Source organism: Syntrophomonas palmitatica JCM 14374, assembly GCF_001311885.1.
GTDB classification, from domain to species: Bacteria; Bacillota; Syntrophomonadia; order Syntrophomonadales; family Syntrophomonadaceae; genus Syntrophomonas_A; species Syntrophomonas_A palmitatica.
Window position 1 is genome coordinate 53,149 of the sequence record NZ_BBCE01000007.1, and the last position, 15,668, is coordinate 68,816.

Sequence of the window (15,668 nt, forward strand, 5' to 3'; positions counted from 1 at the left end):
AACAAATCCTCCTATCTTCCGATTTCCAGGGCCTTTAAGGCCATGCCTTTAGAGGCTTCGATAACCCTGGCATTGGCTTCATAAGCGCGTGTTGCTGAAATCATATTAGTCATTTCCTCAACAATGTTAACATTGGGATAATTGACGTAACCCTGGGCGTCAGCGTCAGGATGAGATGGTTCATAAACGCGGCGAAACGGGGCCTCATTTTCATTAAGCTGCCTGATTTCCTTAACTCTGACTCCATAAGCAGGGTTGGAGTTTTTTTGTTCTTTTTCAAGCATAGCCCGGAATTTGCTTTTGGCCGGGGCTTCATTGCGGGCTTCAAATATTACGATTTGACGGCGGTATGGTCCTGTGCCATTGGCCGTTCTGGTAGTTTCAACATTGGCCATGTTGCTGGAAATCGTGTCCATACGAAGACGCTGTGCTGTCATCCCCGACGCGCTCACATCAATACTTTCAAGAAAGCGCAATATTAATTACCCCCTTCCAGTAATTGCCATGCGCAGCAGTTTTAATTCACTGTTCAATGACTGGGTGTTACTATCATAAATAATTTTATTTTTTGCCATTTTGGCGGTTTCAACATCAATATCTACATTATTCTCATCGTTTCGATAACTGAGATCTTCCATGGTTCTGATTTCTGGCACCATCACGGGGTTATCTTCCTTCATTTGCAGATGTCGGGGATCGTTAGTTTTAAGTATACCATTTTTTGTGGTATTTTGTAGGACTTTCTTAATATTTTCTTCGAAAATTACTTCTCTTCTTTTAAATTTGGGAGTGTCGACATTTGCAATATTATCAGCTATTACTTCATTTCTTAAGGCCGCGACATCCATAGCTTGTTTAATCAAATATTGTGAAGGCGAATTAAAAATCCTATCGAACATATTCTCACCTCTTTGACACTAATTTCCCAATATTATTTGTTCTACTCCCAAGAGATTTTTCCTTCAAAAAACATAAATTTTGTTCTTGTTCTGCTATTTTTTTACATAATTAAAAAGGACTAGCTCCGTTGCTAGTCCCTAACTGTTCCATAATCATCTGTTATTTCTTAATTCTTCAAAAAGGTAATCGTTCAGAACCTTTATATATGTACCCTTCATCCCCAGCGAACGTGATTCGATTACCCCTGCGCTTTCAAATTTGCGCAAAGCGCTGACAATCACCGAACGTGTTATACCTACTTTGTCGGCTATCCGGCTGGCTACCAGCAAGCCTTCTTTCCCGTTCAATTCAGCCATAATATGTTCGATAGCTTCTCTTTCAGAGTAAGAAAGCGTAGCCAGGGCAATATGCACCGAGGCCTTCTTGCGGGCTTCTTCTTCAATGCGCTCTGATCTCATACGCATTATCTCATTTGCTACTACAATAGCCCCGTATTCAGCCAGAACCGTATCCTCGTCACAGAAGTTCTTGCCTTCCCGCATTAGTATCAAAGTTCCTATCCTTCTTGCTCCGCCAAAAACAGGAGTAATCGACCATATGCGGCGCGAACAATCACAGTTGGTATTGTTCGGATTAAAAACACATTTTCTGCCTTCTTCTAAAACGATGTTGGTTTTAGTCTCCTGTAGATTGATAAACTCCTGGTTAAAACTCTCCGGGAAACGTTCCGCATGGTTCATAAGCCTTTCAATTTCAGTGCATACAGCATTGGGTGTAAATGCGTACCCGCCTATCTGCCCTCTCCTGCCAACAATAAAAACGCTGCAATCAAGGTTTTGTGACAGTACCTCGGCAATTTCATAGAAATTAACCGGATTCCCGCCGATCTTCTGCAGTATTTTGTTGATTGATCTCGACTTTTCTAATAAGGTTTTGCTCACCTTTCACCAACCCCCCTACTAATTATAAAATGTAGCGACTCAAGTCATCATCGGCTACAACTTTACTGAGTTTTTTCTGTACATATTCAGCGTTAATCACAAATTCCTGTCCGCACATATCTGAAGCATCATATAACAAATCTTCCAATAGTTTTTCCATAATGGTATGCAGCCGGCGAGCACCGATATTTTCAGTTCGAGCATTTACTTCAAAGGCTATTCGAGCTATCTCATCCACAGCGTCGTCAGTGAAAACTACCTGTACATTTTCCGTTCCCAGCAAGGCTGAATATTGTTTAACCAGGGAATTATTCGGTTCCAGCAGGATTCTTTTTAAGTCCTCCCGGCTCAGACTCTCCAGTTCCACCCTTATGGGGAAACGGCCCTGCAATTCAGGTATTAGATCAGAGGGCTTACTAAAATGGAATGCCCCGGCAGCGATAAATAGAATATGATCGGTTTTGACAGGGCCATACTTGGTTACTACCGTAGCACCTTCGACAATAGGCAGTATATCTCGTTGAACACCGCCCCGGGAAACGTCTGGACCGTATGATCCTTCTTTGCCGGCAATTTTGTCTATCTCATCCAGAAATATTATGCCATCTTCCTCAACGCGTTTAATGGCCTCCCGTTTTACGGCATCCATATCTATAAGCTGCTGGGCTTCTTCAAATGTTAATATACGCCGGGCTTCTTCTACAGTGACTTTACGCTGTTTCTTGGTACGGGGCATAAGGCTGCCAAACATGTCCTGAATATTGACGCCCATTTCCTCGACTCCGGAACCGGAAATTATCTCCATAAATGACGTGTTCTTTTCTTCTACTTCAATTTCAATCATTTCATTTTCCAATTCCAAGCGTGTAAGTTTTTGCCGTAATATTTGTTTTTGCTCTTCATTATTTTTTAACTGTCTGTCATATGCTTCATCGTTATCCGCAGAATCAGGCGCGGTTTGACCGAGAAGATATTCCAGGGGGTTACGGGGGCTTTTATACTTTTTGCGCGGCGAGGGTAAAAAGGCTTCTATTATGCGTTCCTCAGCCCGTTCCCTGGCTTTGTCCTCTACTTCAGCCATCTTCTCTTGTTTGACCATACGTATAGAGGTCTCCACCAGATCTCTGACCATGGAATCAACGTCCCGCCCCACATAACCTACTTCTGTAAATTTGCTGGCCTCAACCTTTATAAAGGGGGCTTTTACCATTTTAGCAAGTCTTCTGGCTATCTCGGTTTTGCCAACCCCGGTTGAACCAATCATTATTATATTCTTAGGGTAGATTTCATCCTGCAGTTCCGGCGCCAGCCTTTTGCGGCGTATGCGGTTGCGCAGGGCTATGGCCACTGCCTTTTTGGCCTCTTTTTGTCCGATGATAAATTTATCCAGTTCCTGGACTATTTCCTTGGGCGTTAGATTCTGCACGCCTTTCTCTCCTTAATTATTTCTATTCCGCCACTTCTACAGATATATGGTCATTGGTATAAATGCAGATTTCTGCTGCTATTTTTAAAGCCTCCACCGCAATATCCCGAGCTTCAAGATCAGTGAATCTGGTCAGAGCGCGCGCCGCAGCCAGAGCATAGCTTCCGCCCGATCCGATAGCGGTCACCCCATCGTCTGGTTCAATCAGCTCCCCGTTTCCAGATATAATAAATATATTATCCTGATCCGCCACAATCAATAATGCCTCTAATTTGCGCAAAACCCGGTCGGAACGCCATTCACGCGCCAAATCCACCGCCGCGCGAGTTAAATTCCCCCCTGCCTGTTTCAACTTCTCTTCAAACTTGCTGAACAATGTCAGCGCATCGGCTACTGCTCCGGCAAAACCTGCAATAACCTTCCCGTCGTAAAGCCGCCTGATTTTACAGGCATTGCTCTTCAAAATGGTGTTCTGGGCAAATGTAACCTGGCCGTCTCCGGCAATTGCCGTACTGCGCCCCTTTTTCACTGCTACTATTGTGGTTCCTTCAAACATTATTACCTCCGGGGATGAGTTTCATTATATATTGATTTAATGTTTTCCCTGGTCAAATGGGTGTATATCTGCGTAGTGGATAATTTTACATGACCTAATAATTCCTGTACCGACCTTAAATCCGCGCCGTTGTTCAACATGTGTGTGGCAAATGAATGCCTTAGAGTATGGGGACTGGTTTTTTGATTTAATGCCACTTGTTCAACATATTTATTAACAATATCTCTTACGCCGCGAGATGATATACGCTCCCCGAAACGGTTCAGGAACAAAGCGGCGTTTTCTTTATCATTGCAACGGTTTAAAACCGGCCAACTTTCCTGAAGATATTGGTGCAAGGCCAGCCTGGCCTGAGCTCCGACCGGCACAATCCGTTCCTTGTTACCCTTTCCCGTAACTTTAACCAGTTCCTCATCCCAATTAATATCCTGTTTATCTATACCAACCAGCTCACTCACTCTTAAACCGGTTGCGTAAGCAAGCTCTAATATCGCCCGGTCGCGTTTTCCCAGAATCTGAGTAGTATCGGGCGCATTGAGCAGCAGGTCTATTTCCAGCGGATATAGAAAATGAGGCAGTTTTTTGTCCTGGCGCGGTGTACTAACCCCGGCTATGGGATTATATTGAATTATGTTTTCCCGGCAGAGAAAACGTACAAAAGAACGCAAGGCCGCTAATTTTCTGGCCATAGAAGAACGGCTCAGACCCTGCCCTTGCATATAACTCAAATATTCACGTACTGTTTTATGATTAATTACTGTTTCGTCTACATTTTCTACTGCCAGTTTGCAGCTCTGGGCAACATAATTAAAGAATTGCAGCAGATCAGTTCTGTAACTAATCAGCGTTAGCTTCGACGCGCTTTTTTCAATGCGCAGGTGTTCCAGAAAATAGTCAACCTGATTAAAAAGCATGGTCATTCCTCTGGCTTGTTCTTACGAAAAAATGTAACATAAGGAAATTCTTTTTACAACTCTTTTATAAACAATTCTGAAAATTTCTCAATATCCCGCAGGGCTCTTTCTGCATATGCCTGATATTTTTCAGCCTTTTTCTTTATCGGTTTTTCCAGCGGAGGTAATAAACCAAAATTTGCGTTGATGGGCTGAAATAAATTACCAGATGAGGTTGTGATGAACTTCAGCAAGCTCCAATCATAGTATTGGGACCTGGAACCACTGTATCCAGGCCGCGCCACAAGCGGACCGCATTAATTCCCGCGATTATTCCTGTAGCCGCCGATTCCATATAACCTTCCACACCTGTTATCTGTCCCGCAAATAAAACCCGCGGTTCATTCTTTAACTGCAAAGACGGCAGCAATAAGCGGGGACTGTTTATATATGAGTTGCGATGCATTACCCCATAACGAACAAAGGCAGCATTCTCTAGTCCCGGTATCATGCGCAGAATTCTGTCCTGTTCCCCCCATTTGAGCCGGGTTTGAAAACCTACCAGACCCCAGATGCGAGCATCCTGATCTTCCTGGCGCAGCTGTACTGCCGCATAGGGACGTTCGCCATTTTTATCGTACAGCCCTACAGGACGCATAGGGCCAAAACGCAAGGTATCCATTCCCCGCCTGGCCATCACTTCAATAGGCATACAACCCTCAAAAAACAAGGCTCGGTCTATACTATGTCCCGCACTGGTATCGGCTTTTACCAGTTCTTCGTAAAAATGTTCATACTCATCCCGAGTGAGGGGGCAATTAAGATAATCTTCACCGCCTTTGCCGTATCGCGAGGCTCTGAATATTTTATTATGATCCAAACTTTCAAAGGATACGCTGGGAGCAACCGCATCAAAGAAATAGAAGTTATCTTCTCCTGTTATCTGCCGCAGATAAGCGCTAAATGATTCAGAGGTTAAAGGTCCTGTCGCCACTATGTTAATACCCTCATTAGGAATCGATGAACATTCCTGCCGCATCACGCTAATCAATGGATGTGATTCGATTTGTTCAGTAATCAGGCGGGCAAAAGATTCCCTGTCAACCGCCAGGGCAGATCCGGCAGGCACTCTGACTTGATCGGCCCCGTCAAGCAAAATTGAGCCCAGAGCTCGCATTTCCTTTTTCAATAAGCCCTGGGCAGTGGTTTCCAATTCTGATTTTAAGGAGTTGCTGCAGACCAGTTCGGCCAGATTAGGGGTAGTGTGAACCGGTGTGTTTTTCCCGGGCCGCATCTCCCACAGCATCACGGGGATACCCTGCCGGGCTATGTGATAAGCAGCTTCACAACCTGCCAGGCCCCCGCCGATAACATTTATTTTCTTCACTTCAGGCCCTCGCTTCGGTTACATATTTACACTGTGAATTCTGACAGACGAGTTTTCCTTCCAGGGAACGCTGGTTCTTTTCCACCAGAGGTTCTCCGCATACCGGGCATTTTTGTCCTGTGGGTTTATTCCAGGAACGGAATTCGCAGGCCGGATAATTGGCACAACCGTAAAATCTTTTCCCTTTCTTGCTCTTCAGGGCTAATATTTCCCCGCCGCATTCGGGGCACTTAACCCCAACTTCTTCATTCATCGATTCGGTGTAACGGCAGTCGGGAAAACCTGAACAAGCCATGAACTTGCCGAAACGGCCATGTTTTATTAAGAGAGGTTTGCCGCAGTGCGGGCAATCCTTACCGGCTTCTTCACGAGGCAGTTCTACCTTTTCCACCATGGTGCTGGCCTTGGCCAAGTCTGCGGCAAAGGGTTCAAAGAAATCACGCACCACCTTATGCCAGTCAAGTTCGCCTTCTTCAATTTTATCCAGGTTTTCTTCCATATGCGCGGTAAAATCTACTTCCACAATATTGGGGAAATGGTCCTTTAAGATATCTACTACGATAAAACCCAATTCAGTAGGAACAAACTGGCGGTTTTGCCGTTCAACGTAGTATCTTTTTAAGATGGTATCAATTATGGGAGCATAGGTGCTGGGCCTGCCAATATTGTTTTCTTCCAGCAGCTTAACCAGGCTGGCTTCTGTAAAACGGGGCGGGGGTTGGGTAAAATGCTGTTCAGCCTGCAGATCGTTTAATGACAATGACTGTCCTTCTTTTAAAGGAGGAATATAATTCTTATTATCTTCTTCCTCTTCTTCAGCATAAACCTTTTGGTAACCCGGGAATTTAATTTGCGAAGAACTGGCCCTTAATCCATAAATTCCGGCTTCGATATCAACGGCTATGGTATCATAAACAGCTGCTGTCATCTGACTGGCCAGGAAACGCTCCCATATGAGACGATACAGCCGATACTGATCCCGGCTCAGATAAGCCTTAATACTATCCGGAGTACGTAATATCGATGTGGGACGGATAGCCTCATGAGCGTCCTGCGCGGTTTTCTTGCTCTTATACTGGTTGGGGGTTTCCGGAGCATAGAGCTCTCCATAATGAGAACGAATAAACTCCAGGGCTTCTTCCTGAGCTACCTGGGCTACGCGTAGAATCGGTTCGCAAATAGGTAATAAGCCCGATAGTACCCTCTTTGCCGATTTCCAGTCCCTCATAGAGTTCCTGCGCTACTTTCATAGTACGTTTAGAGTAAAAGTTCAGGCGTTTGGCAGCTCCTGCTGCAGTGTGCTGGTGATAAATGGAGGCGCAGGTTTTCTGCGTTTTTTCTTTTTTTCGATTTTAGAAACCAGCAGATTTGAATCCTGCAAGTCTTTTAATACCTGGTCTTTTTCTTTGGCATTCGTAATATTAATTTTATGTTTATCTCGGCTGGTCAAACGGGCAGAAAATGATTTGGCATCGGCAGCTAATACTGCTTCTACGGTCCAGTATTCCTCTGCTTTAAAATCTTGTATTTCCTTTTCCCGGTCACAAATAAGCCTTACCACAACCGATTGAACTCGGCCTGCGCTCAAACCCTTTCGCACTTTGCTCCAGAGCAATGGGCTTAAATTGTATCCCACCAGCCGGTCCAATATCCTGCGCGCCTGTTGAGCATTTACACGATCACCATCGACACGGCGGGCCTTCTTAATAGCAGCTTTTACAGCCTCCTTGGTTATTTCATTAAATTCAATGCGGCATTTGGAATCATCCGCCAGTTTAATTGCGTTTTGCAGGTGCCAGGCAATGGCTTCCCCTTCCCGGTCAGGGTCAGTAGCCAGTAAAACCCGGTCAGCCTTTTGGGCCTCATCCTTAATTTCCTTCAGCAAGGCCCCTTTACCCCTTATGGTTATATATTGAGGTTCGAAATTATTATCAACATCGATTCCGAGCTTGCTTTTGGGCAAATCCTTAATATGTCCGACTGAAGCCTTTACTTTATAACCTCGGCCCAAAAATTTGCTCAGGGTTTTGGCTTTAGCCGCCGACTCAACAATAACCAGGGTATTTTCCGCCAAAAACTATCACCTCTCTAATAAATACATGGACTTAATGAAAGTCGCCCCAGATTGACACAGATTATCACAGATTTTCATACCCGAATATAATAGTTGCCGACCAGAGACCTTATTATTCCCTGAATCTCCAGGCGCAGTAAAAGAGTGCTCAATTGGCCGATATTCATGGCTGACAACTGTAATAACTCATCAAAATGAATGGCTTCAGAACCCATGAAATCTACTATTCTTTTTTCTTCTTCATCCTGCAGTTCAAGATGGCCCTGACTCATATGGTTTTGTCCAGACGATATAATTAAATCAGGGTATTCTTCAATTATATCCTCAATACAGCTAACCAGTTTAGCGCCCTGCTTAATCAAATTATTGGCACCTTCACTGTTTTTGCTGTTAATTGAACCGGGTACCGCAAATACGTCGCGCCCCTGCTCCAGGCAAAATCAGCCGTAATAAGAGCCCCGCTTTTTTGCCGGGCTTCTATCACTACTATTCCCCGGCACAAACCGGAAATAATCCGGTTACGCATCGGGAAATGTTTGGGTTCTGGACCGCTATTTAAAGGAAATTCGGTCATAACAAGACCTGACATAGTTATTTGTTCAAAAAGATGTTTGTTTTCGGGCGGATAAATAATATTCAGCCCATTACCTAAAACAGCTGCAGTTTTTCCGCTTTCCAGAGCGCCAAGATGAGCTTCGCTGTCAATTCCCCGCGCCATTCCGCTTACTATGGTTATGCCATGACCAGCCAATTCCCTGGCAAATCTGTGGGCCACAGTTCTTCCGTAGTTACTGGCCTGTCGTGATCCTACAATGCCAATACATGGTTGGGCCGCTGCTTCTATTTGCCCTTGACAATAGAATATATAAGGAGGATTGGAAATATTCCTTAGCTGGGCGGGATATTCGCTGTCCTGCCAGGATACTGCTCTTATTCCCCGGGATAATATACTCTCCAGATATTGCAGGGGATCGACTCTTTTTCTTAGTTCAATAATATCCCGAACTATTTCGGCGCTAAGCGGCGCAGCATTTAACCGTTCCGTGGGGGCGTTCCAACATGCTGCGAAACTGCCAAAATTCTCAGCAATAGTCCATAGGGTTTTATTTCCTATCCCTTTGATGGAGTGCAAGACAGCCAAAGCAGCTGTTTCTTTAGGCTCCATGCTTTTGTTCCTCTTTCTCAACTATTATTCGGTAAACTGAATAACCGAATTGAAGTCTAAAGGTATAGATAACACAAAAGATTTTATTCTGCAATAGATTTTTTGTTACCGATACCATTGTTTCATATTTTTTACTTTTATTTGTTGAAACAAATAACATTAATTTCTAATCTAAGCTGCATAAACAGAGGGAAAAATATAATGCACCTGAAGGCAAAAATAAATTTTATGAAAGGAGTGCAGACATGATTTTAGATTTTATGGATCGAAGAAATTCATTTGCCAAAAAACTCATGAATAGTGACCGTGTTGATCCTGGTACTTTTAGTTTTCTCGAGCCCGGATGGTGGGCATTACACGCAGCTACCATAGCTGGCGTTTATGCGTTAGGCAGTATGATAGCCCATTCCGAACACAGGCATCATCATTAATTACGGAGGACTTTGATGCGAGTTTACAGCGAAGAACCATTAAATAAACTTAACCGCAGGCTCAGATTATCTTCAAATATAGAAGACCTTGAGCCGGAAGATGCTTATGAGGAATTATGGCTGCCTGCAGGTGATGATAAAGAAAACGATATTCAGAATCTACTGCGTCAAAATAGGATCAGAACCTACTGATTAACCGGGGATTGGCAGATGTCAATCCCCGGCTCAATTTTTAATTTTTTAATAATCCTGCGGCCAAATACATCATGAACCTGACCGCCATTGCTGCTGGAGGTTTTTCAACGGTTATGCCCGCCTGCCAGCATAATCCCTGGTCAAAACGTTTCCGATCTTTACGCAGTATTTGCAGAGAAGAACGAAATGTTTTTTGATCATAATCTGTATCAATTTCCCAAAAATCAATTAAATAACGACCGTTTTGTTCATTATTAGGTTCTTGATCATATACTGCAGGAATATAATCGGTGATAATCAATTCAATCTGGTATTTTCCTGCCGCAGGATGGTACTGGCAGCTTGTTTTCATTTCAATTCCGGGCATGCCCTCTTCGCAGCTGCTGGCAATGGTGTCCCACCTAAACGGTTTGGCTCCCGCCTGCAGAAGTCGATATAGTGTTGTGGAGGCCGCAATAGAACTGATATCGCAAGCCAGCCACTTACGGTCCATTTCCTCACAAACCTGTGGCACTGTGCCTGAACCGCAATAAAAATCCGCTACAAGATCTCCGGGATTAGACGCAGCCGCAATTAACCTCTTAATCAGGGCTGCTGGTTTCTGGGTGGGAAATTTAAGGTTTTCATAGGCAGTGGGGCTTAAAATCTTATTAATATCTGTCCACCAGTCCTGCAGTAGGGCCCCTTCTTCATGCAGTTTGTATTTGTCACCTTTAACCCTGGTTAATCCACGCTGCAAGGTGCCGGTGCTGTAGCTTCGGTATTGGGGATTAAATGTATAATTGCGCCCGCGCCCGTACCAGAGGATAATATCATGTTTGCGATGAAAATGCTTGCGGCTGCCCGAGCCCCCGCCATAACACCAGACAATTTCGTTTATAAAATGTTCGGGCCCGAATATTTCGTCCATTAGCACCTTTACATAATGACCGGCATGCCAGTCCAAGTGAACAAAAATACTGCCTTTGTCAGAAAGAAATTCTCGCATTCTTACCAGGCGCGGGAAAAGATTATGCAAATAACCCCGTAAATCACTGCGGCTGCTATCGTCAAATACTGGCCGGGCCAGCCATTGATTCTGATTTTTTCCTTGAAGCATAACCCTGGAGAGATACTGGTTAGATGAATAATACGGCGGGTCAATATATATTAAATCGATTTTGCCTGCATATGATTCGCGTTCTAACAAATCCAAAACGTCCAAATTATCAGCTTCCATAAACCTGTTTTCAGATAAATCCACCGACACAGAATTATTTATTACCGGCAAAAACAGGCCGCCGCTGTCGTACTGCACATTGGGGAAGACATGAGATGGCTCCAAGATTAAGCCGCTTTTTTTCTGCGATTGGCAGTGCTTATCCTTCCATATGAGTTTAACGCTGTCATCAGGCAGTTCAGCCATTTTTTCTCCCCTTTTAACCCTGGTATCTCAAATCATTCTAACACAAAAAGCCCTGGTAACCCAGGGCCTCTCGGGCTGATGACAAAATTGAATCTCAGAACGCTGATGCACTTAAATACCGAGAACCCTCAGCATCCTGACCAGCATTGCCGCTGATTCCGCACGCGTAACATAATCAGAAGCAGCGAAAATGTTTCCCGGCTTTCCGGCAACAATACCCAAATCAGCCGCAGCCGCCACGGAACCCTTGGCCCACAAAGGTATGGATTCACCATCCGCAAAATTTATTGACCCGCTTGTTGTACTTTTATCTTTTTTGTTTAGCGCGTTAACTATCATTACCGCGATCTCAGCCCGGCTGATTTTTTGCTCGCTTCTGAAGGTATTATCCTCATAACCCTTGATAACGCCTTTCTCTGCTGCAGCAGCGACATAGCTTCTGGCCCAAGCAGGCACCTGTGAGGAGTCCTTAAAGCTCAGATTATCAGAATCAGTGTTCCAACCCATGGTTGTAACCAGCAGCCTGGCAAATTCTGCTCTGCTTATTCTGTTATCCGGCCTGAAGGTGTGGTCAGGATAACCGCCGGTAACTTTCATCCCCGCCAGGTGTAAAATATCAGCTTTGGCCCAGTGATTATTAATATCAGTGAAAACCGGTAATTTACTGTCAGCCAGCACCGCAAATTTGGTGAAATGGGTTACAGGAGCTGTAACCAGCCCGTTCACTACATCAACCTTGCTGTCCAATACAATCCACTGGTTTCTCAATGTATGCCAGTAGTAGAGGCTTATTTGGTCAGCACTCATTTTTTTTAATATATCTCGATTATATTGTATGGTTAAGGAAATCGGTTTCACCAGTGACGCATTTTCAATATTTATATCAAATACCTTGCTGCCGGCTACTAATTCTCCTAATGGAGGTACGGAATCCGCGTTTAACTCAACGATTTTTACCTGGCCTTCATTACTAAGGGAATCGGCGGGAAAGACCAGAGAAACTGATCCATCTTTATTTTTGACCGTACCGCCTAGCACAGTAATTTTTTGACCGGCAGGCTGGTCAGCCTGCAGAACCGGAACAGGGCTGTTGGCATTGCCGCTATCGCTTGCAGAACTGCCGTTTGGGAAATTGCCACTGGTAATAAACGATATCGTATATTCTTTGTCCAGGGCCACACCCGCATAGCTTTTCGCTAATGTGGTCAAGGTCAACGTGTAAGTCGTATTGGCCAAATAAACACCGCTGACGGGGCATCCCTCAAAAGTCCTGGCTAGTTCATTTTCCGAATTCAGTGGCGTGAGATTAATTCCCTTCACTCCATTTGCGGTTAAAGATACCGCGGCTTTTACTGTATCTATCATCATGGGTTTGCTGAATTCAATCCGGCATTTTTTAGATGTCTGGTCAAAAGATAGGGCCGCTGTGGGCAGGGCTTTGGAAACCATAGATATGTTCACGCCAAGCTGAGGCGGAGGTACGGGGAGCCATTCACTTTGGGCAGCTTCATAACCCGCCTTTGTCAAGCGCACCTGCCACCACCCTGCCGGTACATCCCATTGATACCAGCCGGAATCCAAAGTGTTCTGGGGGTTAAGTTGTCCATAATCAACCGCATCTGACCAGAGACGGGCATTTTCCCCGCTGATGTCATCAGCCCGCCATAACTCGGCTCGCGCTGCCGCTACAGGGTTTGTCTTCATGCCCTCGTAAGCATAACCACTGGGATCAATCACGAAAGCAGGATTGGTTTGAGCCGGACTGTTATAAACATTTCCGCACATCAGATAGAATTTTTTAGCCCAGGCATTGTTTAGTTCAGTGAATTGTTGTGCTGACTGGCGGAAATTGTCAAGCTGGTTGTCGCCCACAATGCAGTTGTAAAGCGTGCCGGTTAGGGCCAGTCCTCCAGTTAATGTCGCAGCTACCAGATTAACCCCCGGAGTCATGGCTCCAAGTCCTAACACAGTGCCAATTGCCGGGGTGGCAGCAGCCCCAATCGAGCCTGCTTGAAGGGAATTATAGATGCTATACTGATGCAAAAATTTCTGCAGTTCCTCATTACGAGTTTGCATGTTCTGTAACAGGTTGTCAAAATCTACTCGTTCCTTATCGGTAAGCATTGCATAACAAAGTGTTCCCGTACCGGTTTTCCTGTTTTTCATGGCTTCCATGGTCTCAATCTGCAGTTTCATATATTGGTTAAGCTCCTGTATAGTCATACCGGCCGTGACTGTTTGCAGTATTGTTCCTGGAATATTGGCGCTGGCGGTCCATTCAGCCTCGGCCAAGCCAGCAACGGTATCGGCAGTCGTTTGTACAGTATATTGCACTGTTTCAGTAAAGTTCGCTTCGCTATCGGATTGACTTCCGAAGCTGTTTGGCCAGTTAGCGCCTGCACCCACCATATCGCTGTCTGCTATGGGGCTGTTGTGAGCCGCGAAATCATCCGGCAGATCTTCCGGCGCCACTGCTTCCCAGCCGTTTTTAATACCGTTAAACTTGTAGTACTGGTTCTGGTAACTCCCGTCAGGTTGCTTGGCCGGCGCCTGGTAATAAAGGGTTTCCCCCCAGGCTCCAGCCGATTGACCTGTATAGGAGAAATGATGACCGCCCTGCGGAGGATAATAAATGTTGTTTTCTCCTCCCAGGTTATAATATATGCCTCCGTCTGCAGCTGGAATCGTCGTACCGCTGACGCCGCGCAGCCCTGCGGCCTTTTGCGCCGGAAAAACAAACCAGGCCGTGGCTATATTTAACTTACTGTCGGCGGGCAGGGAAGAAAGACGGTCATTGGCGATGAAATCTTTTATTTCTTCACCATTTACAGTTTCCTTTATATATATACTCCCGCCCCCTTCCGCGGCCAGCTTGTGGAAGCCCTTCTGCACCAGCCTTTCTTCGGTGACACCGCCGGGTTGGCTGATAAGAGGCGGCGTACCTAGATCAAACGTATAGGTTATTTTACTCTGCGCTGTGTCCGCCAGTGTAATGTCGGCTTTAAAGCCGCTCGTTCCCATCCGGGTAATGTTGACACCGCCATTTTTTATCTCAGGGGGCAGAGATTCCAAATATGCTTCTTGCGTTGTCCCCATGTACTGGTAGGGATTGCTGAAATAATTAGCCGGCAGCGGTTTCATCTCTATAGGTTCAGCTATATAGTTATTAAGGGTGAATTGGACGGATACCGGTCCTGGATTGAATTCATTAAGATGCCCGTTGAAGTTCCCGGTCAGCCATTGCTTTCTGGCTGCATCATAAAAAGCAGGCACGATCATGGGCTGGCCTCCGGAATTATAGGCGTCGCCGTTAGCGATAACCACCCACATCTTGTTAATTTTGGAATCGTCGCTGCTTTCCACCGCAAAACTCATATTATCTCCCAGGAAGTGACAAGCCAGTCAGGCCGGTTAGGTCCAATCAATTCAACAGGATTACACCCTGGGGACTGGTACAATAGCCTGGTTATTTTGGGCAAAAGGGGCTGATAGACGATTTCCAAAACCGGCGAGGATTGTTTTTCAGCACCGCTCCCGGTTTGTGCCGTTAGATAATGTATGGAGCCGGGTGCAGGATTGCTTAGAACAAGCATCATTTCAAAACTGCCGGCTTTATTAGCATTTATCTCGCCGAGTTTAGTATCACCATCGTAAAATGCAACCAGGGCCTGGGGAATAGCCGTACCCCGTACAAGTAATTCTCCGGTGCTGGTTGCGGAGGGACCGGAGAGGCTGATTTGCGGAGCAGCAATTTCTGCAGTCCCTATATTTTCCGCGGTATCAACTCCGCTCCCCACTATACAATATTGCAAACTAGCTGCAAGCTTTCCATGGGCATTTGGACTTACTTTAACGGTAAAAACAAATGAATCAAGATTATACCAGGGGTAATGGTTGGTCTCAATAGCTAGCTGTTTATGAGCAGCATCATACTGGTAACCAATGGCAAAGCTTCTTTCCTGGGTGTTGTATACCCCGCAATCACTGGTAAAGTCTACTCCGTCGGGCAGGCTCACCAAGATTTTACGGGTATTTACCTGGTAGTCGGGTTTCAGCTTGTATTTCACCACCAAAGGAGTAAGCGGCAAATTATAGGCAGGTTTTGCATAAATTGTAGTACCGTCGCTGTCTAAAACCGTCCTTTTAGGGCTTACAGGTGCTGCAACGGTCAGAGCGGAAATATTGCCGTCAGCAACGTTAATTGAATACTTATTATAATCCACTCCCTCAACCAGTCCGAAACTACTCAGGTTATCAAGAAACCGGGGCAGCAATGAACTTGCTTCCTTACACAT

At 45.2% G+C, this 15,668-nt stretch carries 12 protein-coding genes and 3 pseudogenes; 2 read left to right on the forward strand and 13 right to left on the reverse strand.

Going from position 1 to position 15,668, the window contains the following annotated elements; translation table 11 throughout:
* Nucleotides 1-11: 11 nt before the first annotated feature.
* The 10 genes and pseudogenes from flgC to dprA all read right to left on the reverse strand — a co-directional run.
* On the reverse strand, nucleotides 12-476 hold the full coding sequence (gene flgC, locus JCM14374_RS05335; protein ID WP_054694462.1) for a flagellar basal body rod protein FlgC: 465 nt from the start codon (nucleotides 474-476) through the stop codon (nucleotides 12-14).
* A 6-nt stretch (nucleotides 477-482) separates the two neighbouring features.
* Complete coding sequence (gene flgB / locus JCM14374_RS05340) at nucleotides 483-899, reverse strand: flagellar basal body rod protein FlgB (protein ID WP_054694465.1); 417 nt, start codon at nucleotides 897-899, stop codon at nucleotides 483-485.
* Nucleotides 900-1,052: 153 nt separating this feature from the next.
* Nucleotides 1,053-1,841, reverse strand: a complete 789-nt coding sequence (gene codY, locus JCM14374_RS05345; RefSeq protein WP_054694468.1) for a GTP-sensing pleiotropic transcriptional regulator CodY — start codon at nucleotides 1,839-1,841, stop codon at nucleotides 1,053-1,055.
* Between the two features lie 22 nt (nucleotides 1,842-1,863).
* Nucleotides 1,864-3,267: an ATP-dependent protease ATPase subunit HslU gene (gene hslU / locus JCM14374_RS05350; protein ID WP_054694470.1), complete on the reverse strand. Its 1,404-nt coding sequence runs from the start codon at nucleotides 3,265-3,267 to the stop codon at nucleotides 1,864-1,866.
* A gap of 22 nt (nucleotides 3,268-3,289) precedes the next feature.
* The gene (hslV, locus tag JCM14374_RS05355) at nucleotides 3,290-3,823 is read right to left on the reverse strand and encodes an ATP-dependent protease subunit HslV (protein WP_054694473.1); all 534 of its coding nucleotides are present in this window, start codon (nucleotides 3,821-3,823) and stop codon (nucleotides 3,290-3,292) included.
* Between the two features lie 2 nt (nucleotides 3,824-3,825).
* Complete coding sequence (xerC, locus tag JCM14374_RS05360) at nucleotides 3,826-4,737, reverse strand: tyrosine recombinase XerC (protein ID WP_054694476.1); 912 nt, start codon at nucleotides 4,735-4,737, stop codon at nucleotides 3,826-3,828.
* 53 nt (nucleotides 4,738-4,790) lie between these two features.
* Nucleotides 4,791-6,103: pseudogene (trmFO, locus tag JCM14374_RS05365) on the reverse strand (methylenetetrahydrofolate--tRNA-(uracil(54)-C(5))-methyltransferase (FADH(2)-oxidizing) TrmFO).
* A 1-nt stretch (nucleotide 6,104) separates the two neighbouring features.
* Nucleotides 6,105-8,177 (reverse strand): annotated as a pseudogene (topA, locus tag JCM14374_RS05370) (type I DNA topoisomerase).
* A 74-nt stretch (nucleotides 8,178-8,251) separates the two neighbouring features.
* Nucleotides 8,252-8,539, reverse strand: coding sequence for a DprA-like winged helix domain-containing protein (locus tag JCM14374_RS05375; RefSeq protein ID WP_054694478.1), 288 nt, complete (start codon nucleotides 8,537-8,539; stop codon nucleotides 8,252-8,254).
* A gap of 3 nt (nucleotides 8,540-8,542) precedes the next feature.
* Nucleotides 8,543-9,342 (reverse strand): annotated as a pseudogene (gene dprA, locus JCM14374_RS05380) (DNA-processing protein DprA); the annotation flags it as partial.
* A 260-nt stretch (nucleotides 9,343-9,602) separates the two neighbouring features.
* Here dprA and JCM14374_RS05385 point away from each other — a divergent pair.
* Nucleotides 9,603-9,773 (forward strand): hypothetical protein, encoded by a 171-nt coding sequence (locus tag JCM14374_RS05385; protein ID WP_157048971.1) that lies wholly within the window; start codon nucleotides 9,603-9,605, stop codon nucleotides 9,771-9,773.
* A gap of 15 nt (nucleotides 9,774-9,788) precedes the next feature.
* The gene (locus JCM14374_RS13425) at nucleotides 9,789-9,965 is read left to right on the forward strand and encodes a hypothetical protein (protein WP_157048972.1); all 177 of its coding nucleotides are present in this window, start codon (nucleotides 9,789-9,791) and stop codon (nucleotides 9,963-9,965) included.
* A 40-nt stretch (nucleotides 9,966-10,005) separates the two neighbouring features.
* Here the strand turns inward: JCM14374_RS13425 and JCM14374_RS05390 are convergent, their stop codons facing one another.
* From JCM14374_RS05390 to JCM14374_RS05400, 3 genes are all read right to left on the reverse strand, one after another.
* Complete coding sequence (locus tag JCM14374_RS05390; protein ID WP_054694487.1) at nucleotides 10,006-11,373, reverse strand: DNA methyltransferase; 1,368 nt, start codon at nucleotides 11,371-11,373, stop codon at nucleotides 10,006-10,008.
* A gap of 111 nt (nucleotides 11,374-11,484) precedes the next feature.
* Nucleotides 11,485-14,748, reverse strand: a complete 3,264-nt coding sequence (locus tag JCM14374_RS05395) for an S-layer homology domain-containing protein (protein ID WP_054694490.1) — start codon at nucleotides 14,746-14,748, stop codon at nucleotides 11,485-11,487.
* On the reverse strand, nucleotides 14,745-15,668 hold the full coding sequence (locus tag JCM14374_RS05400) for a hypothetical protein (RefSeq protein ID WP_157048973.1): 924 nt from the start codon (nucleotides 15,666-15,668) through the stop codon (nucleotides 14,745-14,747). Before JCM14374_RS05400 ends, JCM14374_RS05395 begins: the two co-directional genes overlap by 4 nt.